The sequence below is a fragment of the Actinopolyspora lacussalsi genome, from assembly GCA_030803735.1.
In the GTDB taxonomy this organism is placed as follows: domain Bacteria; phylum Actinomycetota; class Actinomycetes; order Mycobacteriales; family Pseudonocardiaceae; genus Actinopolyspora; species Actinopolyspora lacussalsi.
Genome location: JAURUC010000001.1, coordinates 3,220,680 through 3,246,045 on the forward strand (window position 1 = coordinate 3,220,680; position 25,366 = coordinate 3,246,045).

Annotated in this window: 27 protein-coding genes and 1 pseudogene; 17 read left to right on the forward strand and 11 right to left on the reverse strand. The window is 68.8% G+C overall.

The annotated features are described in order from the left end of the window. Positions 1-216: 216 nt before the first annotated feature. A pseudogene (locus J2S53_RS14385) lies at positions 217-1,458 on the forward strand (APC family permease); the annotation flags it as partial. Here J2S53_RS14385 and J2S53_RS14390 read toward each other — a convergent pair. Further along, entirely contained in the window at positions 1,357-2,187 is an 831-nt protein-coding gene (locus J2S53_RS14390) for a winged helix-turn-helix transcriptional regulator (RefSeq protein ID WP_456241392.1), read from the reverse strand. The pseudogene J2S53_RS14385 and the gene J2S53_RS14390 overlap by 102 nt on opposite strands. A gap of 386 nt (positions 2,188-2,573) precedes the next feature. Here J2S53_RS14390 and J2S53_RS14395 point away from each other — a divergent pair, with 386 nt between their 5' ends. The 6 genes from J2S53_RS14395 to J2S53_RS14420 all read left to right on the forward strand — a co-directional run bounded on the left by J2S53_RS14395 (position 2,574) and on the right by J2S53_RS14420 (position 5,839). Continuing rightward, positions 2,574-3,365 carry an LmeA family phospholipid-binding protein gene (locus J2S53_RS14395; RefSeq protein ID WP_456241393.1) on the forward strand — a complete coding sequence of 264 codons (792 nt, stop codon included), beginning with the start codon at positions 2,574-2,576 and terminating at the stop codon, positions 3,363-3,365. Next, entirely contained in the window at positions 3,365-3,937 is a 573-nt protein-coding gene (locus J2S53_RS14400) for a TlpA family protein disulfide reductase (RefSeq protein ID WP_456241394.1), read from the forward strand. Before J2S53_RS14395 ends, J2S53_RS14400 begins: the two co-directional genes overlap by 1 nt. Before the next feature lie 92 nt (positions 3,938-4,029). Further along, on the forward strand, positions 4,030-4,101 hold the full coding sequence (locus J2S53_RS14405) for a putative leader peptide (RefSeq protein ID WP_408626654.1): 72 nt from the start codon (positions 4,030-4,032) through the stop codon (positions 4,099-4,101). A gap of 103 nt (positions 4,102-4,204) precedes the next feature. Then, positions 4,205-4,654 (forward strand): DUF4395 domain-containing protein, encoded by a 450-nt coding sequence (locus J2S53_RS14410; RefSeq protein WP_456241395.1) that lies wholly within the window; start codon positions 4,205-4,207, stop codon positions 4,652-4,654. A 37-nt stretch (positions 4,655-4,691) separates the two neighbouring features. Beyond that, complete coding sequence (locus tag J2S53_RS14415; RefSeq protein WP_456241396.1) at positions 4,692-5,537, forward strand: sulfurtransferase; 846 nt, start codon at positions 4,692-4,694, stop codon at positions 5,535-5,537. Then, positions 5,534-5,839 (forward strand): DUF1416 domain-containing protein, encoded by a 306-nt coding sequence (locus J2S53_RS14420; RefSeq protein ID WP_456241397.1) that lies wholly within the window; start codon positions 5,534-5,536, stop codon positions 5,837-5,839. The genes J2S53_RS14415 and J2S53_RS14420 overlap by 4 nt, the downstream gene beginning before the upstream one ends. Before the next feature lie 53 nt (positions 5,840-5,892). Here the strand turns inward: J2S53_RS14420 and J2S53_RS14425 are convergent, their stop codons facing one another. Then, complete coding sequence (locus tag J2S53_RS14425) at positions 5,893-6,642, reverse strand: methyltransferase domain-containing protein (RefSeq protein WP_456241398.1); 750 nt, start codon at positions 6,640-6,642, stop codon at positions 5,893-5,895. A gap of 310 nt (positions 6,643-6,952) precedes the next feature. Between J2S53_RS14425 and J2S53_RS14430 the strand changes: the two genes are divergently transcribed. Continuing rightward, positions 6,953-7,627, forward strand: a complete 675-nt coding sequence (locus J2S53_RS14430) for an FABP family protein (protein ID WP_092977066.1) — start codon at positions 6,953-6,955, stop codon at positions 7,625-7,627. 286 nt (positions 7,628-7,913) lie between these two features. On the opposite strand, the gene J2S53_RS14435 is transcribed toward J2S53_RS14430, so the two are convergent. Beyond that, the gene (locus J2S53_RS14435) at positions 7,914-8,078 is read right to left on the reverse strand and encodes a hypothetical protein (RefSeq protein WP_456241399.1); all 165 of its coding nucleotides are present in this window, start codon (positions 8,076-8,078) and stop codon (positions 7,914-7,916) included. A gap of 359 nt (positions 8,079-8,437) precedes the next feature. Next, a complete protein-coding gene (locus J2S53_RS14440; RefSeq protein ID WP_456241400.1) occupies positions 8,438-9,286 on the reverse strand; it encodes an aminodeoxychorismate lyase in 849 nt (282 codons plus the stop codon). Between the two features lie 244 nt (positions 9,287-9,530). On the opposite strand from J2S53_RS14440, the gene J2S53_RS14445 reads away from it, so the two are divergent. The 5 genes from J2S53_RS14445 (at position 9,531) to J2S53_RS14465 (ending at position 13,843) form a co-directional block, all read left to right on the forward strand. Beyond that, positions 9,531-9,974, forward strand: coding sequence for a Fur family transcriptional regulator (locus tag J2S53_RS14445; protein ID WP_456242797.1), 444 nt, complete (start codon positions 9,531-9,533; stop codon positions 9,972-9,974). Positions 9,975-10,053: 79 nt separating this feature from the next. Then, positions 10,054-11,199, forward strand: a complete 1,146-nt coding sequence (ygfZ, locus tag J2S53_RS14450; RefSeq protein ID WP_456241401.1) for a CAF17-like 4Fe-4S cluster assembly/insertion protein YgfZ — start codon at positions 10,054-10,056, stop codon at positions 11,197-11,199. Between the two features lie 209 nt (positions 11,200-11,408). Beyond that, entirely contained in the window at positions 11,409-12,194 is a 786-nt protein-coding gene (locus J2S53_RS14455) for a 3-keto-5-aminohexanoate cleavage protein (protein ID WP_456241402.1), read from the forward strand. 123 nt (positions 12,195-12,317) lie between these two features. Next, complete coding sequence (locus J2S53_RS14460) at positions 12,318-12,878, forward strand: RsiG family protein (RefSeq protein WP_092977084.1); 561 nt, start codon at positions 12,318-12,320, stop codon at positions 12,876-12,878. Then, on the forward strand, positions 12,875-13,843 hold the full coding sequence (locus J2S53_RS14465) for an asparaginase (RefSeq protein WP_207227461.1): 969 nt from the start codon (positions 12,875-12,877) through the stop codon (positions 13,841-13,843). Before J2S53_RS14460 ends, J2S53_RS14465 begins: the two co-directional genes overlap by 4 nt. Before the next feature lie 142 nt (positions 13,844-13,985). On the opposite strand, the gene J2S53_RS14470 is transcribed toward J2S53_RS14465, so the two are convergent. After that, the gene (locus J2S53_RS14470; RefSeq protein WP_456241403.1) at positions 13,986-14,870 is read right to left on the reverse strand and encodes a hypothetical protein; all 885 of its coding nucleotides are present in this window, start codon (positions 14,868-14,870) and stop codon (positions 13,986-13,988) included. Between the two features lie 233 nt (positions 14,871-15,103). Here J2S53_RS14470 and J2S53_RS14475 point away from each other — a divergent pair, with 233 nt between their 5' ends. Then, the gene (locus J2S53_RS14475; protein WP_092977090.1) at positions 15,104-15,280 is read left to right on the forward strand and encodes a DUF3073 domain-containing protein; all 177 of its coding nucleotides are present in this window, start codon (positions 15,104-15,106) and stop codon (positions 15,278-15,280) included. A 239-nt stretch (positions 15,281-15,519) separates the two neighbouring features. Here J2S53_RS14475 and J2S53_RS14480 read toward each other — a convergent pair whose 3' ends face one another. The 6 genes from J2S53_RS14480 to J2S53_RS14505 all read right to left on the reverse strand — a co-directional run bounded on the left by J2S53_RS14480 (position 15,520) and on the right by J2S53_RS14505 (position 21,340). After that, on the reverse strand, positions 15,520-15,972 hold the full coding sequence (locus tag J2S53_RS14480; protein WP_456241404.1) for a DUF4396 domain-containing protein: 453 nt from the start codon (positions 15,970-15,972) through the stop codon (positions 15,520-15,522). A 188-nt stretch (positions 15,973-16,160) separates the two neighbouring features. Continuing rightward, positions 16,161-17,279 (reverse strand): phosphoribosylformylglycinamidine cyclo-ligase, encoded by a 1,119-nt coding sequence (gene purM / locus J2S53_RS14485; protein WP_456241405.1) that lies wholly within the window; start codon positions 17,277-17,279, stop codon positions 16,161-16,163. 195 nt (positions 17,280-17,474) lie between these two features. Then, on the reverse strand, positions 17,475-19,046 hold the full coding sequence (gene purF, locus J2S53_RS14490; RefSeq protein ID WP_456241406.1) for an amidophosphoribosyltransferase: 1,572 nt from the start codon (positions 19,044-19,046) through the stop codon (positions 17,475-17,477). Positions 19,047-19,136: 90 nt separating this feature from the next. Next, positions 19,137-19,547, reverse strand: coding sequence for a sterol carrier family protein (locus tag J2S53_RS14495; protein WP_456241407.1), 411 nt, complete (start codon positions 19,545-19,547; stop codon positions 19,137-19,139). Between the two features lie 89 nt (positions 19,548-19,636). Beyond that, positions 19,637-20,305 carry a DNA-binding response regulator gene (locus J2S53_RS14500; RefSeq protein ID WP_456241408.1) on the reverse strand — a complete coding sequence of 223 codons (669 nt, stop codon included), beginning with the start codon at positions 20,303-20,305 and terminating at the stop codon, positions 19,637-19,639. Between the two features lie 594 nt (positions 20,306-20,899). Further along, positions 20,900-21,340, reverse strand: a complete 441-nt coding sequence (locus J2S53_RS14505; protein WP_456241409.1) for a PRC-barrel domain-containing protein — start codon at positions 21,338-21,340, stop codon at positions 20,900-20,902. Between the two features lie 231 nt (positions 21,341-21,571). Between J2S53_RS14505 and J2S53_RS14510 the strand changes: the two genes are divergently transcribed. The 3 genes from J2S53_RS14510 (at position 21,572) to J2S53_RS14520 (ending at position 25,237) form a co-directional block, all read left to right on the forward strand. Beyond that, complete coding sequence (locus tag J2S53_RS14510) at positions 21,572-22,147, forward strand: type VII secretion system-associated protein (protein ID WP_456241410.1); 576 nt, start codon at positions 21,572-21,574, stop codon at positions 22,145-22,147. A gap of 172 nt (positions 22,148-22,319) precedes the next feature. Next, entirely contained in the window at positions 22,320-24,197 is a 1,878-nt protein-coding gene (locus J2S53_RS14515) for a glycoside hydrolase family 15 protein (protein ID WP_456241411.1), read from the forward strand. After that, positions 24,194-25,237 carry a glucose 1-dehydrogenase gene (locus tag J2S53_RS14520; protein ID WP_456241412.1) on the forward strand — a complete coding sequence of 348 codons (1,044 nt, stop codon included), beginning with the start codon at positions 24,194-24,196 and terminating at the stop codon, positions 25,235-25,237. Before J2S53_RS14515 ends, J2S53_RS14520 begins: the two co-directional genes overlap by 4 nt. The last annotated feature ends 129 nt before the right edge of the window (positions 25,238-25,366 follow it).

A 25,366-nucleotide genomic window follows, 5' to 3' on the forward strand; every position in this document is an offset into this window, starting at 1 on the left:
TCGCGAAATCGCCGCGCCACTTCGACGCAGGCCGCACTCCGACCACCCTCGCGGTCGGCACCGCCGCGGGTTCTCCGGTGCGGCTCTCGCGAGAACGGCCCCGACGTTGTGTAGCCGCTACCCGATGTCGGGGCACCCGCAGCGAGAGCCGTGCCAGAGGTTCCGCCACCAGCACCGCCACGCAACACAAGCCCCGCACGAACGAAAGAAGTGGTCATGCGTTTGAACGCCCGCCTCGGTACCGCCGACGCGGTTACGATCGGACTCGGTTCGATGATCGGCGCCGGGCTCTTCGCGGCGTTCGCCCCCGCGGCCTCGCTGGCGGGCTGGAACCTCGTCCCGGCACTGTTGCTGGCGGCGTTCGTGGCGTTCTGCAACGCGTCGAGCTCGGCGGCACTGGCGGCCCGCTACCCCACCGCGGGAGGTACCTACGTCTACGGCCGCGAACGGCTCGGTCCGCTCTGGGGCTACCTGGCCGGTTGGGGATTCGTCACCGGTAAGACGGCTTCGTGCGCCGCGATGGCGCTGACTGCGGCGAACTATCTCTCGCCGTCGCACCGCGAGGCCGTGGCGGTGGTGTTCGTGCTGCTGCTCGCCGGGACCAACTACATCGGGATCACCCGCACGGCACGGCTGGCCCGAGTGCTGTTGGTGATCACGCTGGCCGGGTTGGCGGTGGCGCTCGTCGCGACATGGCTCCCGGACTCGGATCCACCGCTGCTGCCCGGCAGCGGGGCCGTCTCGTCGGAGACCGGGTCGCGCTGGGGTGGCCTGTGGGGGACGACCGGCGCAGCGGGGCTGCTGTTCTTCGCCTTCGCGGGGTACGCGCGGATAGCCACCCTCGGTGAGGAGGTCCGCGATCCGGAACGGACCATCCCGCGGGCCATTCCGATCGCCCTGGGCATCGTGGTGCTGCTGTACCTGGTGGTCGGAGTGACGCTGCTCGGCTCGCTGGGGCCGTCCGGGCTGGCCGAATCCACCGCACCGCTCGCCGAGGCGGTAAGGGAGGGCCCCCTTCCGTGGCTGGCACCGGCCGCACGACTGGCCGCGGGTACGGCCGCGCTGGGCGCGCTGCTCGCCCTGCTCGCGGGAGTGGGAAGAACCGCGATGGCGATGGCCCGCGAGCGAGACCTGCCGGGCCCGCTGGACCGCGTTCACCCCCGGTTCGGCACCCCGCACCACGCCGAGCTCGGAGTAGCCGCCGCGGTGGTGCTGCTGATCGCGGCGGGTGACCTGCGCGCGGTGATCGGCTTCTCCTCGTTCGGTGTGCTGATCTACTACGCGATCACCAACGCGGCAGCGTGGACCCTACCCGGGGAACAACGGTGGTTCCCCAGGGCGCTGCCCGTCGTGGGCCTACTGGGGTGCGCTGTACTCGCGTTCAGCCTGCCGTGGCAGGCCGTCGTGGCCGGGCTCGGCTGCTTCGGCGTCGGGATCCTGTTCCGCGAGCGGCGGAAGATCCGCTCCCTCCTGCGCGGCCGAGTCGGCACGTCGTGAACCGGTCGCGTCCCGGTTCGTCCGCGAGGGCCGCACGAACTTGTAGCCCACGCTCCGGACCGTTCCGATCATGGCCTCGTGCTCGGGGCCCAGCTTCGCGCGCAGTCGCCTGATGTGCACGTCCACCGTCCGGGTACCGCCGAAGAAGTCGTAGCCCCAGACCTCCTGCAGCAGCTGCACCCGCGTGAAGACCCTGCCCGCGTGGGTGGCGAGGTGCTTTAGCAGCTCGAACTCCTTGTAGGTCAGTTCGAGGGCCTTGCCCTTGAGCCTGGCCGTGTAGGTCTCGTCCTCGATGACCAGGTCGCCCACGGTCACCGGCCCACCGGCGACGGATTCGGCCCCACGCTGCGCGGTGCGCAGCCTGATCCGCGCATCGACCTCGGCCGGGCCAGCCGTGGGCAGCAGCACGTCGTCCACACCCCACTCGGCGTTGACCACCACGAGGCCGCCCTCGTTGACCACGGCGAACACCGGTACCCCGGCGCCTCCCGAGGACAGCATCCGGCACAGGTTCCTGGCGTTGGCGAGGTTGTCGCGGGCGTCGACGACCACGAGTTCGTATCCGCTGGCAGTGACCATCGCGGAGCTGTCCGGAGCGATCACCCGCACCCGGTGCGGCAGCAGGGACAACGCGGGCAGCACGGCCTCGCAGTCGGACTCGTTACTCAACAGCAGCAGATCGGAGCTCATACAATGCCTCCGTGAACCGGCGCGAACGCCGGAAGTGGGCGATACGGAAAATGCGCCGTAACCGGGCTGCGAGGCTCCGTTGCCTCCGATGACGGTGAGAATACCCATAACACGTCGGAAAAGCACGGGTAACGCAACACAGGTCACACGAGCGCGGCAGCGCTGCCGGCACGAAGGGCTGCCAGTCCGAAGAGCGATCGGTCTCGAACCGTCCGGTGGCGGGAATTCGCGCGGCGAGCACGGAACGGCCGCGCACCTGACCCAGCGCACCTGACGCGGCGCGGCCCGAGGGATTCCGCCACGAGAGGTGGGCGACGAACTCCTACTAGAGTGAAAACACCGTGTCTCCCGCGGCGGATACACCAGACAGAAACGGAAACCTACCGGTGCGACGTGCCTTCCCGTTCAAGAAGCTCACGATCACGCTGGTCGTGCTGCTCGGTCTGTTCCTGGCGGCCGACTTCGGCGGCGCGGCCCTCGCCGAGTACCAGGTGTCCAAGAAACTGGGGAGGAAACTCGAGCTCGGGCGCGACCCGGGAGTCCGGATAACCGGCTTTCCGTTCCTGACCCAGGCGGTGCGGGGTGACTTCCGCGACGTGCGGTTACGCGTACCGGGTGTGGACGTCGGTCCGCTGCGCGACGTCGACGTCCGGGCGGAGCTGCATCACGCGCGGATCTCCACCCTCGGCATGTTGACCGGTGAGAACAACCGGATAGCGGTCGACGAGGTGACCGGCGAGCTCCGAATCGGCGAATCAGATCTGGACAAGGCGGTGCCGGTCGAGGACCTGCGCATCAATCCGGTGGAGACGCCCGCGGCCTCGGCGGCCGCGTCCGGCGGCGCGGGCAACGACTCCTCGACGGGTGTACGGCTGCGCGGAAAGGTCGACATCGCGGGGACGACCAACCGGGTCACCGTCACCGGCACGCTGCGGCTGGAGAACGGCAAGCTGCGGATCGTGCCGAACGAACTGGATCTGGAGAACAGCGCCGTCGGCCGGGTGGACCTGGCGGGCACCTTCGAGAAGATGATCCTGCGGCAATTCGACACCACGCTCGATCCGGGAGGACTGCCGTTCGACGTACGCCCCACGGCCGTCGAGGTGGAACGCGGCGCTCTGGTGGTCGCGGGCAGCGCCGACAACGTGGTCATCAACGGGAACGGGAGCGGTGGCTGATGCCGCCGGAGTGGTGGGCGCTGCTGCTCTCGCTGATCGCGACGCTGGTGCTCGGCTCGGCGCTTCGCGCGCGGGAGGGTCGGATCACCACGCGGAATAACCGCCGCGGCAGTGGAGTTTCCCGGGAAGTGTTCGATCAGCTTCCCGCGGAGATCGCCGAGGTACTGCGTCGCGAGGTGACCGGTACCGGCGGCGAGGTGACCGGCGACGGGGTGACCGGCGACGGGGTGACCGGAACCGGGCGCACAACCGGTTCGGTGGCCGGCTCCGCCACACGAGACGCCACGCCCGGGAGCACCATGCCCGGGGTCACTCTGCTGCAACTGTCCACCACGTTCTGCGCCCCGTGCAGACACGCCCGCATCCTGCTGTCGACGATGGCCGAACGGACCACGGGACTGCGCCACGTGGAGATCGACCTGACCAACCGTCCGGAGTGGTCGGCGCCGTTGGGCGTGCACACCACACCCACCACGCTCGCGCTGGACACCGACGGGCGGGAACTGTTCCGGCTCTCGGGGGTGCCGCGCCGCGAAGGGCTCACCGAGGCACTGCGCCCGTACCTTCCCTGATCGAAGTTTTCCGATCGGGTCGTTCGGATACATCCATCCCAACAGGTGAACAATCTTTCCGCTCGCCGCTCGTGACGGGTAATCTCCGAAGTGTGCATGTACTGCTGACCTCCAGGCGCGCTGTGGATCTGTGCCGCGTCGGAAGCAGCCTGTGTCGCGGGTGACGACCCGGGCGGCGGCACCGAATGCGATCGGTTCTCACACCGACGTGGCGGCCTTACCCGTCCCGGCGGATTCGGCACCCTGTTCCACCAGCCAGGAGACACCATGCCCAGTGATGACCGCCTCGATCCGCGCGGTGTCCGTTTCACGGCATGGATCACCAGCGGCATCCTCGTCCTGGGGCTGCTGACCGGGAGCTGGCGGATACTGGCCGCGCAGACCGCGCTGTTCGCGCTGTGCGCGTTCGTGGGGCTACGCGTCAATCCGTGGGGACATCTCTACCGGCAAACGGTGCGCCCTCGGCTGCCCGAGGGTGACGAGCAGTCGTACGAGGACCCCGAACCGGTTCGTTTCGCCCAGGGAATCGGATTCGCCTGCACCCTGGTGGCAACCGTCGGATACGCCGGAGAGTGGCTCCTCTTGGGGGTGACGGCGAACGCGCTGGCACTGGTCGCCGCGCTGCTCAACGCCGCCTTCGGCTACTGCCTCGGTTGCCGGTTGTATCCGTTGATCCGGAGGTTGATTCCCGCGGGCTCGACCTCCCAAATCCGCTGAGAATTCACTTCGCCGATACGAGCAAAGGAGTCGCTCGATGAGTCGTGAACAGGTCCTGGTAACCACCGACTGGGCCGAACAGAACCTGAACACCGACGGGGTCGTGTTCGCCGAGGTGGACGAGGACACCACAGCCTACGACGGTGGACACATCCGCGGCGCGGTCAAGCTCGACTGGCGCAACGAACTGCAGGACCACGTGCGGCGTGACTTCGTGGGCCGGGAGGACTTCGGCAAGCTTCTCTCCGCCAAGGGGATCTCGAACGACGACACGGTGATCCTCTACGGCGGCAACAACAACTGGTTCGCCGCCTACGCCTACTGGTACTTCAAGCTCTACGGGCACCGCGACGTGCGGCTGCTCGACGGCGGCCGTAAGAAGTGGGAGCTGGACGGCCGGGAACTGACCAAGGAGGTCCCGGAGCGCCCCGCCACCAACTACGTCGCGGGTGAGCCGGACAGCTCGATCCGCGCGTTCCGCGACGAGGTCGTGGATTCGATCGGTGAGCGCAACCTGGTCGACGTGCGCTCGCCCGACGAGTTCTCCGGGAAGCTGCTCGCCCCCGCGCACCTGCCACAGGAGTCCGCGCAGCGCGGCGGTCACATCCCCTCGGCGATCAACGTGCCCTGGAGCCGCGCGGCCAACGAGGACGGCACCTTCAAGTCGGACGACGAGCTGCGCAAGGTCTACAACGAGGCCGGGCTCGACGAGTCCAGGAACACGATCGCCTACTGCAGGATCGGCGAGCGTTCCTCGCACACCTGGTTCGTGCTGCACGAGCTGCTGGGGCACCAGAACGTGAAGAACTACGACGGTTCCTGGACCGAGTACGGCTCGCTGGTCGGCGTGCCGATCGAGAACCCGAGTGAGCAGGAGGCATGATCGTGAGCAGTGGATGCGGAGCACCGGATCAGTCGACCGCGGGCGCGGACACCGGTGACCAGACCGTCGTGGCGGGCAAGGTGCGTTCCGGTGGTCAGCCGGTGGGCGGTGCCTTCGTCCGACTGCTGAACCCGGCGGGCGAGTTCACCGCCGAGGTCGTCTCCGCCGAGAGCGGCGATTTCCGGTTCTACGCGGCCGAGGGAACCTGGACCGTCCGTGCGCTGCACCGCGACGGCAGCGGCGAGTCCGAGGTGGTCGCGAACGGGCCGGGGCTGCACGAGGTGGAGATCGCCGTGGCGTGACGCCGGAGGTCGGTGTCGGCGCTCCAGCGCCGACACCACCCCCGAACTCGGTCTCACTCCCCGACGTGGCGGGAACGCAGCAGGGCGAACGCCCGCTCATCGCGGTCCTGTGCCGCCGGATCGGAGTCCGTGGTGTTGCCGACGGTGGTGAAGTCGAGTACCTCCCACCCCGTGCGGTCGAACAACCTTCGCAGCCCGGCCTCCGAGAAGATCCAGAAATTCGTGGCGTCGTTGTTCGCCTCGGTCGGGTGAAGCAGATAGGCCACCGGCTGCTCGGCGAACCGGGTCCCGTGGTCCGGGCTCAGCTGCGCGATCCGGGTGGAGACGAAGCAGAGTTCGCTGTGCCGGGCCAACGTCTCCAACACGTAGAACGGGTTCTTCAGGTGGTACAGCAGACCGAGGAACAACACGGCGCGGTAGTGCTCGGCCGGTAGCCGGAACTGGCTGTCCAGATCCACGTCGTGGATGCCCGCCTCGGAGCCCAGCCGCTCGGCGAGCAGCCGCGCGCCACGCAGTCCGTTGTAGTTGGGAGCCGAGGTGTCGACCACGTCCAGTCGGCATCCCAGCTGGGATTCCAGGAAGAAGCCCAGATCACCGTCGGCGGCGCCGATATCGGCGATCCGCTGCCCCGCCAACCGGTCGAACACGGCCCGGTTGTCCCCGGACAGCAACCCGTCCAGATGAAGCATGTTGGCGATGGTGTCGAAGGGGTACCAGGGGAACTCCGGATCGATCTCGGACTTGCGCCCGAGTAGCCACTCCCGGTAGTTCATCGCCTTGTCCCGCAGCGTCGCGAACTCCATGTGATACCCGTCTCCTCGGCGCCGGCCCCAGACCCGCTGAGCACCGAAACGCGGCTTGGCAACCCTCTGGTCCGAGCAGATCATGCCTGAGACCACATCCCACTCGAGCCGGGTGGTGGTTATGCTTACGGCCGTGACACTCATCGACTTCCTGCACTACGGCCTGGTCACTCTGGTGGGGATCGCCGCCCTGGCGACGGTCTGGTTCGCCTTCTACGTGGTGTATCGCCTGCACAGCGACTGATCCACCCACCACTGGACGGGGGAGCGGCGACGAACGCGGCGAGCCTTCGAGGTAACCTCGAAGGCGATGTCTGCCACGCCCAACCAGCCGTCCGAACAGTCCGACCCGTCCAACGGTCAACCGCAGCCCGGCAGCGGTGACGCGGCGGTGCGCGCCCAGGCCGAGCGCGCGGAGAAGACCCGCGGGCGCAACATTCCCGAGTTCGACGACCTGCCGGGAATCGGGGACACCGCGAACCTGCGCATGGGCCCGGAGCTCAACGGCGCCTGCCTGGGGCTGCTGCCGCTGGTCGGTGTCTGGCGGGGCGAGGGCGAGGCCAACCACCCCACGCTGGACGAGAAGTACCGCTTCCTGCAGCAGGTGACCTTCGCCCACGACGGCAGGCCGTTCCTGTACTACGAGAGCCGCGCCTGGAAGCTGGACGGCGAGGGCGGCGAGATCGTGGAGCCCGCCTTCCGCGAGCTGGGCTGGTGGCGGCCGCAGCCCGACGACAGCATCGAGCTGCTGCTGGTGCACTCCTCCGGCATCGCGGAGATGTTCTTCGGCAACCCCCTCAACCAGACCAGCTGGCAGTTGTCCACCGACGCGGTGCTGCGCACCCCGACCTCGGAGGACGTGACCGCCACGACCAGGCTGTACGGCGTGGTGGACGGCTCGCTGGCCTACGTCGAGGAACGCGCCACCTCGGAGCACGAGCTGCAGCCCCGCCTCTCAGCCAAGCTGGAACGCGTGGTCGGCTGACCTCGATCCTCGGGGCGGGTGGCGAGAACGCGGCGAACAACTCAGCCGGCCCCGTTCGGACTCGGTGTGGCCCGTTCGGCTCGGCGCTCGTTGCCGCTCCCCGGCGCGGCGAGTGCCGAGCCGACTCGCACGGGGTGAAGGACGACCGGTCCCGCAGAACGTAGCAGTTCGCCGCCCGCTCCTACGGCATGCACGTCCGACGCCGCGAAAGACGCTTCCGGCCACAAATCGAAACCTCTCCCCGAGAGATGCGGCGCCATTCGAAAACAGTCGAAAAGGAAAACGCTCAGCATCGCACCAGAAAACTGGGAATGATGTAAATTGCGGGCGTGCTTTTCCTGGCTTTCCTCCTGTCGCCGCTGCTCGTGCTCGGCGTGTTCGCGGCGGTGGTGAAGCTGCTGATTTCCATCGACCAGCGAGGATCCGCCGGAATCTGGTCGTGCGCGGCCACGATTTTCATTTTCCTCGCGTCTCTGGAGTATCTTTGGGGAGCCCTGCACACGTTCACTTTCCCCGACCCCAGGGACACCTGTTCGCTCTCCCCGCGAGAAGGATCTCGCTGGGGTGGTTTGGAGCGGATCGATTACGGAATATTCCCGCCGAGCGCGAAATGCGTGTGGGGAAGCGGAAACACCTCCGATCTGGTTCCGGGCCACGTGGCCCCACTCCTGTACGCGTTCCTGACCGCCGCGCTCGTCTGCGCGGCGGCGGCGAAGGCCGCGCGGATCGCCCGGCGAAACCGCCGAAGTCCGTCGTAGCGGATGACGCTCCGGTACCGCGCGGGTCACTACCGGCCCACCGAGGTCACCGTCAGTACTGCGACTCGTAGAGCTTGCAGATCCGCTCGTGCAGCCCCGGGTCGGTGACCACGGGTGTGCCGTCCACGGTGTGCACCTGGGTGATCTTGCGGATGCTCGACGCCAGCCAGACACCGTCGGCGTGCCCCAACCGCTCGGCGGTGATCGGCTCCACGGCGGTCGACCAGCCGGCCTCCTCGGCGGCCCGGAACAACGCACCCTGGGTGGTCCCCCGCAGGATGCCGGAGCTCGGCGGTGGGGTCGCCAGCCTGCCGCCCTCCGCCAGCACCACGTTGGAGGTAGGTCCCTCCAGCAGCGAACCGTCGGTCGCCGTGAACACGACCTCGTCGGCGCCGCGTCGCTCCGCCTCGCGCAGGGCGGCCATGTTGACCGCGTAGGACAGCGTCTTCGCCGAGAGCAGCAACCAGGGGGCGCGCTCCATCATCCCGGGGTCGATGCCGCGCTCCAGGGTCACCACGGAAATGCCCTCGGCACGCTTGCGCATCAGCTCCGCCGACAGCGACTGCCCCGAGACGAAGGCGGTCGGGGTGCCGTCCCCGCCGTCCGGACCCCTGGTGCACACGAGTTTGATCGCGCTCTCCGGCACGCTGTCCCACGGCCACTCCGCGAGCACCGCCCGCACGGCACGGTGCCAACTCGCCCGCTCGGGCAGCGACAGCTCCATCAGTCGGGCGGAACGCTCCAACCGGTCCAGGTGGGCCTCGATCTCCCGTGGATTACCGTCGACCGCGAGGATCGTCTCGAAGATCCCGTCACCACGCTGCACCCCGAGATCGTCGGAACGCAGCAGCGGGACCTCGGGGTCGGCCAGGGTGCCGTCCAGCAGAGCCAGCATGCGCATACTCGCAGCCTAGAACCTACGCACCCGGGTGCCCGAGCGGGCCGCGCCGGCTCACCCGGTCGTACGATCGGGACCGAGAGTCGGCCGAAGCGCTGGAGAACGTTGCGCGGACCGTTACCCGCGGGGAGCTCGGATGAGGCAGGACGACGAACGGGGCACGAACACGACACCGTCGGGCGCGGGTCCGGCGCGGAGTGCCACGAAACCCGCGCTGCGCAGCACGCTGCACCGGCGGGGCAGGCGCATGACCCCGCAACGCCAGCTGGTGCTGGACGCCGTGCGGGAACTGGCCCACGCGACCCCGGAGCAGGTGTGCCGACACGTCCAGCGCACGACGCCGACGGTCAACATCACCACCGTCTACCGTGCCCTCGACCTGCTGGAGCAGCTCGGGCTGGTGCGGCACACCCACCTGGGACACGGGGCTCCCACATACTCCGTGGAGGAGCACGAACACGTGCACCTGGTCTGCCACAGCTGCGGCGGGATCGACGAGGTCCCCTGCGAGTGGTTCGAAGAGCTCGGTGGGCTGCTGCGCAGCGAACGCGGCTTCGCGCTGGACGCCACCCATCTCGCGCTGTCCGGGACCTGCGCCACCTGCCTGGCCGAGGAGGCGGACCAGGACGGGAATATCGAAGCTCCGCACGGAGCTGACCCTGTCGAGAGCGACCCTGTCGAGAGCGACTGAGTCGCCACGTGAACACCGAACAGCACCCGACCGGACGGCCCCGCGACCGAACCGCCGGGGATCCCCCGATGGGAGAAGGATGAACTCACCGCTGCTCGAACTTCCCGGTGCGGTGCCCGCACCCGAGGACTCCCCCGATTTCGGGGTGCCGTGGCACTTCGGCGACCCGTTCGGGGAGCAGCGCGCGGCCGCGCGTGGCGCCGCGATCGTGGATCGTTCGCACCGGCAGGTGATCGCGGTGCCGGGCGGGGAGCGTCTGAGCTGGCTGCACCTGGTGCTGTCCCAGCACCTCACCGAACTGGCGGAGGACCGGGGCACCGAGGCGCTGGTGCTGGACAACCAGGGCCGGGTGGACAGCCACATGATGGTGGCCCACCACGACGAGGTGGTCTACCTGGACTGCGAGGCAGGCTCCAGGGCGACCAGCGCACTGCCCACCATGGGCACCGACGGCACCCAGTCGCTGCCGGAGTACCTGGAGGCGATGCGCTTCTGGTCCGACGTCCAGCCGCGCGAGGCCACCGAGGAGTTCGCCGTGTTCACCGTGATCGGGCCACGGGCCGGCGAGGTGCTCGAGGAGTCCGGCGTGACGGTGCCCGCCGAACCCTACGGGGTGAGCGGACTGCCCGGCGGTGGCCTGGTGCGGCACGTGCCGTTCCGGCAGATCTTCACCGTGGACCTGCTGGTGCCTCGGGATTCGATGGTCGACTGGTGGATGCGGTTGACCGGGAACGGCGCGCGCAGAACGGGCAGCATGACCTACGAGGCGCTGCGCGTGGAGGCGCTGCGCCCCCGAGTGGGACTGGACACCGACGACCGCGCCATCCCGCACGAGTTGGGCTGGATCCACACCGCGGCTCACGTGGCCAAGGGCTGCTACCGCGGCCAGGAGACCGTGGCCAAGGTGCACAACGTGGGCAAGCCGCCGCGCAGGATGCTGCTGCTGCACCTGGACGGTTCGGTGGAGATACGTCCCGAGACCGGTGATCCGGTGCTGCACGGCGAGCGCACCGTGGGGCGGGTGGGCAGCGTGGTGCTGCACCACGAGCTCGGTCCGGTGGCGCTGGCGCTGTTGAAGCGCTCGGCCCCCGTGGACGAGGAGCTGCTGGCCGGCGATGCCGAGCAGGAACGCCAGGTGGCCGCGGCGGTGGACCCGGAGTCGGTGCCCCCGGACACCGGGGAGCCGCCGGGCAGGATCGCCGCGCAGCGGGTCCGCGGGCACTGATCGAGTGACGCGTCCCCGCAGCCGTCGGATCGGCGGATCGGCGGATCGTGCGCCACGGTCATTCCGAACGACGGGTCGCCTGTCGACGCCGTTCGGATGAGGCCGCCGTACGACCACCGTGCGAGAGCCGTCGAGCCGCGTCGGTGAAATCCGGGAACGGTGCTCGCCACCGGGGGCACCGCGAGGTGCGGTTGTGCCAAGATCGAAGCATGACAGCGCCGTCAACCGATCCAGCCAGCTCGCGGGCGCGACCGGGAACGATCATCACGGTCGCGGTGACGGGAGCCCACGCGAAAGCCGATGTCCCCGCACTGCCGGTGGGCAGCGAGGAGGTCGCCGCGGCGGCGGCTTCCTGTGCACGGGTGGGTGCTTCCGTCATCGACCTGGAGCCACGACACGACACCTCGGTTCCGGACGTGGTGGCCGCTGTCCACAACCGGACGGACCTGGTGGTGCGGGTGGCCGCCTACGCCCGGTCGGAAACCCTGACCACCCTGCTGGACTCCGGCGCCGAAGTGCTGACCTGTCCGGTGGACGCACCGGAGGACTTCGTCGCCGCACTGCGGGAAGGAGCGCGGGCACGGGGGATCGCGGTGCACCACGAGGTACGGGAGCTGGAACAGCTGGATACGCTGCGAGTGCGTTGCGCGGCGGAAACCGGGCCGGTGCACGCGGTTCTGGTCTTCGGTTCGGCCGCCGACTCCGGTATGCACGGTGACCCGGAGACGTTGAGCAGGGCCGTGGCACGGCTGCCGGCGGGGGCGAGCTACACGGTCACCGGTCTGGACGACACGGCAGTGCCGATGCTGCTGGCCACGTTGGCGACGAACGGGCACGTCCGGGTGGGAATGGCGGACACACTGGAGTACTCGCCGGGAGAACCGGTGCGGGACAACGCACAACTGGTGGCACGTGCGGCTGGCGTGGCGAAGATAGCGCAGCGATTGCCGCTGTCGGTATCCCACGTTCGTGGAGTGTTCGGCCTGTCCGGGTGATTCAACCGGGCGGTACACCTCCGAACACCCCAAGTGGTGGATCGCCTCCCCTAGGATGTGGGTAATCGAGCGCCGAAGTGCCGGCTCCGGCGAAGTCAGCGCCTGGATGCAGAGGATTTAGCCGTGATCGAAGTGCGCCCCGGGGGCCGCCGACGCATCGACCGGGTTCTGGACCCGGAGTTCGCGGGCGGTCTGGAACAACGTGATCTCGATGAAGTCCGCTCGTTGCGGGACGAAGCCGCACAGGAGGAGACCGACCTGTCCTATCTGCGCCGGATGCTGCACGCGCGGATCGACATCGTGCGGGCGGAACAGCGCAGACGCGCCGAGAACGGTTCCGCCACGGTGGTGGAGGAACTGGTCGGCATCCTCTCGGACAACGCCGTCGGACCGGCCACCGGTTCGGGGCGGTACCAGACTGTGGAACCCTCGCGGGTCGAGGCGCACCGCAGGCACGTGGAGGCACTGGTCTCGGATGTGGACCTGTCCGACGTGATGTCGCTGTCGGCCGCGAAGCTCGACGCCGCGCTGCGGGCCTTCGAGTCGGAGGAGGAGTCCGTCTCCACCAGGCGCAAGCAGGTGCAGGCGGTGGTCGACGCACTCAACGACGAGATCGCCCGACGGTATCGCGAGGGCGTCGCCTCGGTGGACGAATTACTGGCCGCGGAAAGGGACGGGCATTGAACGAGCAGGTCGAGCTGACTCCGCTGGTGGAGCTGGTTCGTGGCGAGATCCGGGAAGGGCTGCACCACGGATCCGTGGTGGTACTGGCGCCGGACGGGCGGGTGTCGCACTTCGCGGGTGAGGTCAACCGCCCGATGTACCCGCGTTCGGCGAACAAACCGGCGCAGGCGGTGGGAATGCTGCGGGCCGGGCTGCGGCTGGACGAGGAGGTCGATCTCGCCATGGCGGCGGCGTCCCACAACGGGGAGCCGGAACACGTGCTGCGCACCAGGGAGGTGCTGCACCGCCACGACCTGACCGAGGACGCGCTGAGCTGCCCCACCGACTGGCCGCTGCGGGAGGACGAGCGGGACCGGCGTGCCTCCGAGGGATTCGGCAAGCAGCGCATCACCATGAACTGCTCGGGCAAGCACGCCGCGATGCTGGCCACCTGCACGCAGCGGGGTTGGGCCACCGAGGACTACCTGGATCCCAAGCATCCGCTGCAGATCGACCTGCACGAGGCCGTGTCCGACCTGGCGGGCGAACCGATCGACTCGGTCTCGGTGGACGGCTGCGGGGCTCCGCTGTTCGCGCTCTCGCTGACCGGGCTCGCCCGTACGTTCCGGAACATGGTCACCGCGGCCACCGATACGCCCGAACGGCGGGTGGCCGACGCCATGCGGGCGAACCCGTGGTTCGTGGCGGGGACCGAGCGCGAGGACACGCTGCTGATGCGCGCGGTCCCGGGCCTGTTGAGCAAGTCGGGGGTCGAGGGCGTGCTGGCGCTGGCACTGCCCGACGGGCACGCGATCGCCCTGAAGATCGCGGACGGCTCGGCGCGGGCCAGGCTGCCGGTGGCGGTGGCCGCGCTGCGCGCGGTGGGGGTCGACGACGAGAACCTGGCGGAACTGGCGGAGAGCGGCGTGCTGGGCGGAGGTCGCCGGATGGGCACCGTCCGCGCGCTCAAGGGACTGTTCGACTGATTCCGACCGGCGTTGTCCTGTCCTGACGAGCGGGGCCCGGACGTGCGGGGTCCGGGCGGTCACCGAAGTGGCGGAGGCCGCCCGGCCCGTCGGTCGAGCGCCCACGTCGAGCCGGTGGGAAGGCTCCGATCAGTTGCCGCGATCAGTTGTAGCGTTCGTGCGCGGCCAGCTCGGCCCAGAACTCGCGCAACGCCTCGTAGCGCTCCCCCACTTCGGTGGTGTGACCGAGCTCCATGGCGTCGACGATCGCGTGCACGTCCTCGGCGGAGGAGTCCGCTTCCAGATCCGCGTCGGACATCATCTGCACCAGACCGCCGTAGTCCAGTTCGACGGCCGCGTGGGGGTGGAACCGTTCCAGCCAGCGCCCGGTCTCCCGCAGGATCTTCGGTGGCCCCTCGTCACCGAGGGTGTTCCTCGTGACGGTGTGCGCCCGGGAGACCCGCCTGCGGGCGTCCGCCATCGAGGTCAGCCAGTAGAGCCGCTTGATCCGCCCGTGCTCGTCGTGGAGCACGGTGCGCTGCTCCGGATCCACCACGGCGAACCACGGCAGCGGGATGGTCCAGGTCGAGGAGATCACGTGGACCGCGCTGTCGGAGAGCTCCTGCACCACGGCGGAGGCCTTGGACTTGGCGGTGTCCTCGGGAACGTTCAGGGCGGCTGTTCGCAGCGGCGGGTCCGCCGCGCCGATGAAACCGACCAGCGCGGCGGCGGCGCGACCGCGCAGGTCCAGCGGGCAGACGAGCGGTCCCGGCCCCACGGCGGAGGACTCCCCCGTGGGAACCTCCTCGACGTCGAGGGCCAGCACCTCGTCCGGCCCCTGGGCGGTACCGTCGACCGCTTCACCCGGAAGCAGGCGCGGACGGATGGACAGTTGGGTACGCAGCCACCTGTTCTGTTCCCGAGATCCCACTCCGACCGGATCCACAGCACCCTGATCCAGCGCTTCGGAGAGCTGTTCACGTCGGGGCGACTCGAATGACGACAGGGGCTCGTACACCCTCATGTAGGCGACGAACGGCTCCGGCACAGCGTGTATGTTGCCATGCCGCTGGAACGGGATCGGCATTGCCCGTCCCGTGTGACAACCGCCGGGAACCGCTGCGGCCCACATCACCCGCCGCAGGTGGAGCGGGTTGGCCTACCACGTCGCGAAGAACCGCATCGGCACGGTACGGTAGTTACAGGAAAAGGTTGTCGAGATTCATGCGGGGCCGCCGTTCCCCTGGCCGCCCCGCAAACCCTGCGCGAGGGGGTCGAGCCATGGGGCGCGGCCGTGCCAAGGCCAAGCAGACGAAAGTGGCCCGCGAGCTGAAGTACAATTCCCCCAGTGTTGACCTCGGGGCGTTGGAGCGTGAACTTTCCTCTGACTACACCCCTGAGTGGTACGAAGAGGAAGATTACTACGACGATGACAGGGACGACGACCACCGAAGCTGAACGCGGCCACGTCGACGAGTGACGGGTTCATTCGTCGAACGGGTTTCGGGTTCCTGTCGGCGGGCGAGTCAACGGCCGGCATCACGACCGACCGGGACTGATGCGCCGGTTACGCGACCGATTGTTCGGAGATCCCACCGAGTTGTGTCACCGTTTTCGGTGATGCGGCTCGGTGGGTTCCGTATTGTCCGGACGAAATTCTCCGGAGGAAGCCTGCGTCGGGCCCGGGCACGAACGGCTCAGTGCGCGTGCGCGCCGTGCACCACGGCGTGCCCCAGACCACGACCGATCATCCACTTGTTCACCGGCAACGCCAGCAGGAAAGCCATCGCCAGCGCGAACGCCAGCGCCGCCCAGAAGAACCAGCCGGCCAGCCCGGCGTGCATCGCCCCGGGGATGCCCACCATCACCAGGTTGTCCACCAGCTCCATCACCGCGATCGAGAGGGTGTCGGCGGCGAGGGCCAACCGCAGCGCGCGCTTGAACCCCACCCCGGCACGCAGCACACCGCGCATGGTGAGGCTGTAGCCGAACACGAACGCCAGCACGACGGCGAGAGCGACGGTCGCGGCGTTGTGCAGCCCCAGCGCGGTTCCGATCACCATCCCGAGTACCTCGCCGATGGCGCAGCCGGTCAGACAGTGCAGCGTCGCCGAAGCGGCCATGGCCCAGGAAGCTCCTGGTGTCGACATCGGCTCCTCCTTGATCGCGACTCATTCCACCCAACGAGTACCCCAGAGGGGTATATTCCACGCGTGCGGAGTCGCCACCGGACGCTCCCACCGGTACTCGCGGCGGGGAGTCGACTACGAAGAGCCGACTACGGGGAACCAGCCGCAGGGGTCCAGCCGCAGGGAGCCGGCGGATGCGTACGCCGAGTTCAGAACCTGGGGTGGTTCCCCCGCAGCACGACCCGCTCCCCGGTCTCGGAGCCCGTGGAGTCCTTGGCCACCTCACCCAGCACCCAGGCGGGCAGATGCCTGGCGGTGGAGACGGCCAGCGCACGGTCCACGTCCTCGGCGGCCACCACGGCCACCATGCCCACCCCCATGTTGAAGGTGCGCTCCATCTCGGCGTTGTCCAACCTGCCGCGCTGCCCGATCAACCCGAAAACCGGATCCGGCGTCCAGGTCCCCCGGTCGATCACGGCGCTGAGCCCGCTAGGCAACACGCGTTCGAGGTTGGCGGCGAGCCCGCCACCGGTGATGTGCGCGAAGGCACGCACCTCGGCTTCGGCCGCCAGCGACAGGCACTCCTTGGCATAGATGCGCGTCGGTTCCAGCAGCTCCTCACCGAGCGTGCGCCCGAACTCCTCGACGTGCCCGTTGAGCGGCATCCTGGCCTGTTCGAGCAGTACGCGGCGAACCAGCGAGAACCCGTTGGAGTGCAGCCCGGACGAACGCATCCCGATCAGCACGTCCCCGGGGCGAACCCGGTCCGGCCCCAGCATGTCGTCGGCCTCGACCACGCCGACGCCGGTGGCCGAGATGTCGTACTCACCGGGGGCCATCATGCCGGGGTGCTCGGCGGTCTCACCGCCGAGCAGCGCGCATCCCGCCTGGACGCAGCCGTCGGAGACCCCTTTGACCAGACTGCTTATCCGGTCCGGATCGACCGACTCGGTGGCGATGTAGTCCTGCAGGAACATGGGCTCGGCGCCGCAGACCACCAGATCGTCGACCACCATCGCCACCAGGTCGACACCCACGGTGTCGTGGATGTCCATGGCCTGCGCGATCGCGAGCTTCGTGCCCACCCCGTCGGTCGAGGAGGCGAGCACCGGTTCGGTCCAACGGTCGAGTTTGAGCTGGAACAAGCCGGCGAAGCCACCGATGGAGCCGAGCACCTCGGGGCGCGTGGCACGGGCCGCCAGGGGACGCATCCGCTCGACGGCCTCATCGCCCGCTTCGATACTGACCCCGGCATCGGCATAGGTGGCTGCGGGGCCCTCCGGATCGGAGGGACCGGAATTCGACCCTGCCAGCAGGTCTTCGGACACGTCTTGCTCCAGATCTGGTGCGCGTTTCGGATGCGATGTGCGTAGCCGTGTGCCGCACGCCCACGCTACGCGTGAACATGGGCGACCGAGGTAACGAGCACGGCGCCGCGAAAGTTGCGAGGAGGTTTCGAAGAGAGAAGAGCTCCGGCGCCGGACCTTCGTCCCACCCGACGGCCCTCTCCCTACGCCGAAGCGTCACGGTCTGCTCACGGCGTCCTCGGCTCCGTAGCCGCTCGGTAACACCGGGTCGGACGAACCCGCGGTCTCCCCACCCTTGGGCTCGGGGTTCTCCAGCAGGTGTTTGCCGATCCGGTCCTCCTCGGGGATCGGGATCGGGTAGTTCCCGTCGAAACAGGCCGCGCACAACCGGTTGCGGGGCTGCTCGGAAGCGGCCACCAACCCGTCCAGCGAGACGTAGCCCAGCGAGTCGGCAGCGATCGACTGCCGGACCCCGTCGAGGTCGAGTCCGTTGGCGACGAGCTCGGCCCGGGAGGCGAAGTCGATCCCGTAGAAGCAGGGCCAGCGCACGGGCGGCGAGGCGATCCTGACGTGGACCTCGAGCGCTCCGGCCTCGCGCAGCATCTTCACCAGGGCACGCTGGGTGTTGCCGCGCACGATGGAGTCGTCGACCACGACCAGCCGCTTGCCCCGGATCACCTCTCGCAGCGGGTTGAGCTTGAGTCGGATGCCGAGCTGACGGATGGTCTGGGACGGTTCGATGAAAGTACGGCCCACGTAGGCGTTCTTGACCAGGCCGTTGCCGTAGGCGATGTCGGCTTCCTGGGCGTACCCGATGGCCGCCGGGGTTCCGGACTCCGGTACCGGCATCACCAGGTCGGCCTCGACGGGGTGCTCCCGAGCCAGCCTGCGCCCGATCTCCACCCTGGTGCTGTGCACCGAGCGCCCCGCGATCGTGGTGTCCGGCCGCGCCAGGTAGACGTACTCGAACACGCACCCCTTGGGCTCGGGATTGGCGAAGCGCTGGGAACGCAACCCCTCGGAGTCGATGGCCAGCAGTTCGCCCGGCTCGACCTCGCGCACGAAGGAAGCGCCGATGATGTCCAGCGCGGCCGTCTCGCTGGCCACCACCCAGCCGCGCTCCAGGCGGCCGAGCACCAGCGGGCGGACACCGTGCGCGTCCCTGGCGGCGTAGAGCGTCGACTCGTCGGAGAAGACCATGCTGAACGCGCCGCGAACCGTCGGCAGCAGTTCCATCGCGGCCTGTTCCACACCCTTGTCGGCGGCGTTGACCGCCAGCAGCCCGCACACCAGGTCGGAATCGGAGGTGGCGCGTTGGCAGGCGCTGGAGGCGGACGAGGCGTTGCCCACGGCCGTGTCGGCACCCTGCTCCACGGCGCGGTCGAACAGCTCCGCGGTGTTGACGAGGTTGCCGTTGTGCCCCAGCGCGAGACCGCGGCCGGTGACCGTGGTCCGGAAGGTGGGCTGGGCGTTCTCCCAGGTGCTGCCACCGGTGGTGGAGTACCTGGCGTGTCCCACGGCCACGTGTCCCCGCAGGGAGGCCAGAACCTGCTCGTCGAAGACCTGGCTGACCAGCCCGAGGTCCTTGTAGACGAGCATCTGCGAGCCGTCGCCGACGGATATGCCCGCGGCTTCCTGGCCCCGGTGCTGTAGTGCGAACAGTCCGTAGAAGGCGAGCTTGGCGACTTCCTCGCCGGGCGCCCAAACGCCGAAGACACCACATTCCTCGCGTGGGGTGTCCTGCTCGACCGCCTCGGCACTGCCCGGATATGGCAGGTCGGTGACCACCGAAAACTCCCTGAAGGACGGAGTCGGAGTTACACCTCAGTGTAAACCGTGTGTCATCCCGCCGTATCCACCTCCCGAGGGTGGGGCCGGTCACTTCTCCGGAGCCCGCCCCTCGGGATCGGCGATGCGCAGCAACGGGAGCCACCACGAGAGATCGGCTCGGGATCCGGAGGCGACGATCAACTCCTGACGGATCGCTCGGTCCCAGCCGAGTTTTCCCGTGGCGAGGGACAGCCAGGTGTGCGGATCGGTCTCGACGACGTTGGGCGGTGTCCCCCTGGTGTGCCGCGGACCGGAGACGCACTGCACTGCCGAGAAAGGAGGCACCCGGACCTCCACCGTGTGCCCGGGGGCCAGCTGTTCGAGGGTGCGCAGGCTCAGCCGCACCGCCCGGGCCAGTTCGCTTCGCCCGGGGCGCGGCGCTCGGTCGTCCAGCCACGGCAGCGTGGCGGCCACGGCGGTACGCAGCTCAGCGGGATCGACGTCTCGTCGGGCCGGCATGTCCGGCAGCCTACGAGCCCGCCGGGAGCGGCACGACACCGGCCGCCGACCGAGCGCCCCTCGACGCCTCGGACACGAAACGGCCCGGATCAGAGCCAGCCCAGCTTCACCGCCCGAACTCCGGCCTGGAACCGGGTCTCCACTCCCAGCCTGGTGACGAGCTCGCGCACCCTGCGATGGGCCGTGCGGGAACTGAATCCCATCAGCCTTCCGATGGCGTCGTCGGTGGCTCCCGAGGCCAGCAGCGACAGGATCCAGCGCTCCTCGTCGGTGGGGACGTCCGGTTCGGCGGACGCCACGGACTCCCGCAGCGGAGCCGCCGGTCGCCACAGGTCGTCGAAGACGCGGATCAGGGCGGTGAGCATCGCCGAATCGCGCAGCAGCACCGCGCTCTCCAGCTCGTCGGGCCCACCTGTCAGCGGCAGCAGCCCGAACTCGTCGTCGACGATCAGCAGTTTCGTGGGGGCGAATTGCACCACCCGCGCCTGCTCGCCCCGGTGCATCATGCGGGTGGTCGTGTCGAGCTGCGGTGGACGGGCCAACGCGGCACGGTCGTAGAGCACTCGGTACTCGACGCCCTCGGCGAGTTTGTGGCACTCCAGGGTGTCCAGCGGTTCGGTGGCGGCGTAGGGCGGTTTGACCACGCCACGCACGAGACTGTTCGCACCACGCTGCAGGCGGTGTGCGGTGCTGCCGATCCGCTCGGCACCGTGTACGACCCGTAGTACGCCGGCCGCTCCCACGGTCGAGCGGCTCACGGATTCCACGGTTTTCCGCGCTCTGGTGTGCGCGTCGTGTCCGGCCGCGGTGCTGTTCACGGTCGGGTTCCGGGGTGTCGGATCCGCGGGTCGCGGCATTCCGGCTTGGATACTCGGCACGATTACCCCTCTCAGTGGGTGCCCGGCCAGGAGCGGACCGTTGTCCTCTCCTGCGCGGCAAAGTATCCGAGCCGAACATGTCGCGGAACCCACTTTAGGGGGAGCCCAACCAGCCGTAGGGCTTAGAACGAACGACGGACTCAAGCATTCCGAAGTGCGAACACGAAGATCGAATCATTACGGAGAAATCGGACAGGACGGATTTTTCACCCATCCCGGGGAGACAAGCGTGGGCCAGGACAAGTGCTCTCCGTAACCGGACCGAAAAACATCTTAACGCGATTCTCCGACTCTCGCGGGAAATCGAATCACTTCGGTCGGGCGCGGCGGGTCTCCCGCGCTCTCGCCGGGGCTCACCCGACGTGGCGTGACTCGCCACTCGTGCCGGGCCGCCCGAAGCGAGAGCCGGCGGAAGATTCCGCGACGGCACCACCCGCGTGACGCACGGGCGGGCGAACTCCTACTGGCGACCTCCTACTGGGGGGCCGCCGCCCAACGCCGCAACCGGGTGCGGACGGCCCGCACCTGGCGACCCTCCATCGCGGTGGAGCGTCGTGGCGTCTCCTCGAAGGGCAGCACCGGTTCCGGCGTGTTCACTCCGTAGCGCATCCCGTAGTGCGCGTACAGCTTCGTTTCCTGCTCCGGTTCCAGATCGCCGTCCTCGAGTGCGACGCGCGGCGCTCGCCGAACCGTTTCCCGATCGACGGCCACGGTGAGCGTGTCACCGTCGAACGCGGCACCGGCCAGCGGAACGAAACTCTCATTGGTGCCGAACAACCCGGTCTGCACCGTTATCCAAGCGGGCTGCTCGGTGCCATCATCCACGAACATCCGGCCGACGACGCCGATCCGGCTACCGCGGGGATCGAACGCCTCACAACCGGTCAACCGCAACGCCTCTCGTTGTCCGATCAAGAGCAACCACCTCCCACCCACCTGCTCGCCCCGACACGAGCATCGACTGTTTAGTCTGCACGCCTACCCCCGCACGAAGCATCCCGATCATCCGTGCGGCACAGAGCCGTTGTCATATCGAAACCACGCGTCGGACCGGACCGAGACCCCCGGGCCCGACGACCGGGGCGCATACTGCCGTGCGGGATCCGTTCGAACCGACCACCGCATCCGAAAGGGCCGTGAACCGAAATGGCAGCCGACGAATCGCTACCCCCCTACGCGCCACAGATCACCGAGGAGATGCGGGAACAGGCGAAACAGACCCCCAACAGCTGGCTCTACATCGTGGACCCGGCCTACGAGGCCTCCGGTGAGAACGTTCCGCCCGAAGGTGTGGTCGGCGCGTTCCGGATCGACGAGTCCGGCGAGATCGACGAGCGGTTCCACCCCAACGACGAGTACGAACCGGGCACCAGCACGTTCGAACCCAGCAACGAGCTGGAACGGGTGCTGCAGCTGATCGCCACCGGCCACGCCTCGGAGTCCGAGTTACCGGCCGCCGTACTGGCGGGGGAGCTGCTGCTCTACGCCGAGGAGGACGACGAGGACGCGCTCTACGAGGCGGAGCTGGACGACGGGAGCAGGCTCGTGCCCGCCTGCACCTCCGTGAACCGGGTTCCGGAGGACTGGCCGAGCTACCGCACCGTCGCGGGTGCGCGGTTGCCCGAGCTGCTCGACGGACTGGATCTGGGGCTGAACCTGGACGACCCGGTGCGCGCGGTGATTCCCCACGACATGCTGACTCAGTCGCCCGCCTCGGATTGAGCCGATCCGCCTCGGCGGCCCGTCTTCCCGGGGGGTGTCTGCCCAGAGGATCACCTGCACAGGGAGCCTCGCCACGATCGGGCGAGACGACCACATCGGCACCCGGCCGGGATGAGCACGTGTCCCGCGCCACAACCGGGGAGTCGTGACCGACGCGGTTAGCCTCGAAACCGTGAGTGAGGATCAACGACGCGGCGGTCCCGGACCGATCGAGCACTACGCGCTGCTGTCCGACCTGCGTACCGCCGCCCTGGTGGGCAGGGACGGCTCGATCGACTGGCTCTGCCTGCCCAGGTTCGACTCCCCGTCCTGCTTCACCCGGCTGTTGGGCGACGACCACCACGGTCACTGGCGGATCGCACCGACCGGCACCGTGCGGCGGGTGGAGCGGCGCTACCGGGACAACTCGCTGGTGCTGGAAACGGACTTCCACACCGACACCGGCGTGGTGCGACTGATCGACAGCATGCCCCCGCACGAGAAGAACCACAACGACGAGCCGTGCGTGGTGCGGACCGTCGAGGGGATCTCCGGCGAGGTGGAGATCGGAATTCGCTGGGTGGTGCGGTTCGCCTACGGCCACTCGATGCCGTGGGTCCGCACCATCCGCGAGCGGGAACCGGTACCGGACGAGTACCTGTTCGCGCTCGCCGGGCCGCACACCGTGGTGCTGCGCGGCGACGTGCTTCCCGCCCGCAAGGACGACGAGCGCGCGCACGAGATCAAGATCACCGTGAGCGGTGGGCAACGCTACTCCTGGGTACTGCAGTGGTCCTCGGATCCGGACGATCTGCCCGCCCCGATGGATCCGGTGCAGGAGGTGCGGGACAGCGAGGACTTCTGGCGGGACTGGTCGCGCCGGATCAACTACACCGGACCGCACCGCGAACCGGTGTACCGTTCGCTGGCCACCCTGAAGGCGCTGACCTACGCCCCGACCGGCGGCATCATCGCGGCTCCGACGACCTCGCTGCCGGAGGCGCTGGACGGGAACCGCAACTGGGACTACCGCTACTGCTGGCTACGGGACGCCACGCTGGTACTGCTGGCGCTGGACAACTTCGGGTGCTCGGCGGAGGCGGCGTCGTGGCGACGGTGGCTGTTACGGGCCGTTGCCGGGGATCCGGCGGATCTGCAGATCATGTACGGCGTCGGTGGGGAACGGCACCTGCTGGAGTGGGAGCCGGAGTGGCTGCCCGGTTATCAGGACGTCTCGCCGGTGCGGATCGGCAACGCCGCCTACGACCAGTTGCAGCTGGACGTGTTCGGCGAGGTGATGGACGCGCTGCACCTCGCTCGCGAGCGGGGCGTCACGGAGACTCCGGACTCGTGGGCGCTGCAGCGGGGGATGCTCAAACACCTGGAGACCATCTGGCAGCTGCCGGACAAGGGACTCTGGGAGGTACGCGGGCCGGACCGGCACTTCACCCACTCCAGGGTGATGGTGTGGGTGGCGTTCGACCGCGCGGTCCGGGCCGTGGAGGAGGACGACCTCCCCGGACCGGTGGAACGCTGGCGCGAGATCCGGGACTCGGTGCACGAGGAAGTGCTGCGCGAGGGATTCAACACCGAGTTCGGCGCGTTCACCCAGTACTACGGCGGCGACACGCTGGACGCCGCGACGCTGCTCATCCCGGCGTTGGGATTCCTGCCGGGCGACGACGAGCGGGTCCGCGGCACCGTGCGCGCGGTGGAGCGGGAACTGCGGCACGGCGTGCTGGTGGACCGCTACAGCACCGAGCCGGGCACGAACTCCGTGGACGGCCTGACGGGGCGTGAGGGCTCGTTCCTGGCCTGCTCGTTCTGGCTGGTCGACGCGCTCGCACTGTGCGACAGGCGCGAGGAGGCCGAGCGGATGTTCGACGAACTGCTGGGGCTGCGCAACGATGTGGGCCTGTTCGCCGAGGAGTACGACCCCCACGCGGACCGGTTCACCGGCAACTTCCCGCAGGCGTTCAGCCATCTCGCCCTGGTCAACTCGGCGGCGATGCTCTACGGCGGGCACACTCGCGAGGAGTCCAGTCGACGCGACGGAGGGAGCCGACGTTGAGAGCGGCGACCGTGATTCCGGGAAAACCGGGCTCCTCGGCCGTCGACGAGCTGCCCGATCCTTCACCGAAACCGGGGGAGCTGCTGGTCGAGGGGCTACTGGCGGGGGTGTGTTCGACCGACGAGGACGTCGTGGAGTCCGAGCACGGCACTTCTCCCGCGGGTAGGGAGCGAATGGTGCTGTTCCACGAGTCGCTGGGCAGGGTGAGTCACGCACCCGCGATCAGCGGCTTCCGGGAGGGCGATCACGTCGTGGGAGTGGTCCGCAGACCCGATCCCCGGCCGTGCCCGGCGTGCGCCGCCGGGCAGTGGGACTTCTGCCGCAACAACGAGTACACCGAGTGCGGGATCAGGGGACTCGACGGATTCGGTTCGCAACGCTGGACCGTCGAGCCCAGGTTCGCCGTACCGGTGCCCCACCGACTGGGCGAGCTGGGGGTGTTGACCGAACCGACCTCGATCGTGGAGAAGGCGTGGGAGCAGGCCGAGTTCGTCGCCAAGCGCTCCTACTTCGCACCACGCCGGGTGCTGGTCACCGGTGCCGGACCGGTGGGGCTGCTGGCGGCGTTGCTCGGCAAGCAGCGTGAACTGGACGTACACGTGATGGACCGGGTCGAGCGGGGTGCGAAACCGGATCTGGTGCGTGAGCTGGGGGCCGGGTACCACACTTCGCTGGACGAGCTGGACTTCGAACCGGAGCTGGTGTTCGAGGCCACCGGCTCGGGGGACGTGGTGTTCGACGTACTGCGCAGGACCGCCCGGAACGCGATCACCGTGCTGCTGGGGCTGTCCGGAGGTGACCACACGACGCGGATCCCGGCCGGAGCGATCAACGACGAACTCGTGCTGGACAACGACACGGTGCTGGGGACCGTGAGCGCGAACCTGCGGCACTACCGCGGTGCGGTGCACGCGCTGGACGCGGCGGACCGGGGGTGGCTGAACGGGCTGATCTCGCGCAGGGTGCCGCTGGCGGAGTGGCAACGAGCGCTGCGCGCGGAGCGGGACGACGTGAAGGTAACGGTGCGGCTGGCGGACTGATCGAAGTCTTCCGGTCGGGTTGTCGTGCTACTCGCTCGGCGGAACCTCCCGTCGGCTCTCGCTCCGGGTGGCCGAAATCGGGTAGCGACGTGCCGGGAAACCGCGCCGGGGGCGGAGCGGGACACGAGG

Bases quoted from the DNA above. Each gene is read 5' to 3' on its own strand.
- J2S53_RS14390 (WP_456241392.1), bottom strand. From the start codon at position 2,187: ATGAGCTCCGATCTGCTGCTGTTGAGTAACGAGTCCGACTGCGAGGCC.
- J2S53_RS14400 (WP_456241394.1), top strand. From the start codon at position 3,365: ATGCCGCCGGAGTGGTGGGCGCTGCTGCTCTCGCTGATCGCGACGCTG.
- J2S53_RS14410 (WP_456241395.1), top strand. From the start codon at position 4,205: ATGCCCAGTGATGACCGCCTCGATCCGCGCGGTGTCCGTTTCACGGCA.
- J2S53_RS14415 (WP_456241396.1), top strand. From the start codon at position 4,692: ATGAGTCGTGAACAGGTCCTGGTAACCACCGACTGGGCCGAACAGAAC.
- J2S53_RS14420 (WP_456241397.1), top strand. From the start codon at position 5,534: ATGATCGTGAGCAGTGGATGCGGAGCACCGGATCAGTCGACCGCGGGC.
- J2S53_RS14425 (WP_456241398.1), bottom strand. From the start codon at position 6,642: ATGGAGTTCGCGACGCTGCGGGACAAGGCGATGAACTACCGGGAGTGG.
- J2S53_RS14430 (WP_092977066.1), top strand. From the start codon at position 6,953: ATGTCTGCCACGCCCAACCAGCCGTCCGAACAGTCCGACCCGTCCAAC.
- J2S53_RS14440 (WP_456241400.1), bottom strand. From the start codon at position 9,286: ATGCGCATGCTGGCTCTGCTGGACGGCACCCTGGCCGACCCCGAGGTC.
- J2S53_RS14445 (WP_456242797.1), top strand. From the start codon at position 9,531: ATGACCCCGCAACGCCAGCTGGTGCTGGACGCCGTGCGGGAACTGGCC.
- ygfZ (WP_456241401.1), top strand. From the start codon at position 10,054: ATGAACTCACCGCTGCTCGAACTTCCCGGTGCGGTGCCCGCACCCGAG.
- J2S53_RS14455 (WP_456241402.1), top strand. From the start codon at position 11,409: ATGACAGCGCCGTCAACCGATCCAGCCAGCTCGCGGGCGCGACCGGGA.
- J2S53_RS14475 (WP_092977090.1), top strand. From the start codon at position 15,104: ATGGGGCGCGGCCGTGCCAAGGCCAAGCAGACGAAAGTGGCCCGCGAG.
- J2S53_RS14480 (WP_456241404.1), bottom strand. From the start codon at position 15,972: ATGTCGACACCAGGAGCTTCCTGGGCCATGGCCGCTTCGGCGACGCTG.
- J2S53_RS14495 (WP_456241407.1), bottom strand. From the start codon at position 19,547: ATGCCGGCCCGACGAGACGTCGATCCCGCTGAGCTGCGTACCGCCGTG.
- J2S53_RS14510 (WP_456241410.1), top strand. From the start codon at position 21,572: ATGGCAGCCGACGAATCGCTACCCCCCTACGCGCCACAGATCACCGAG.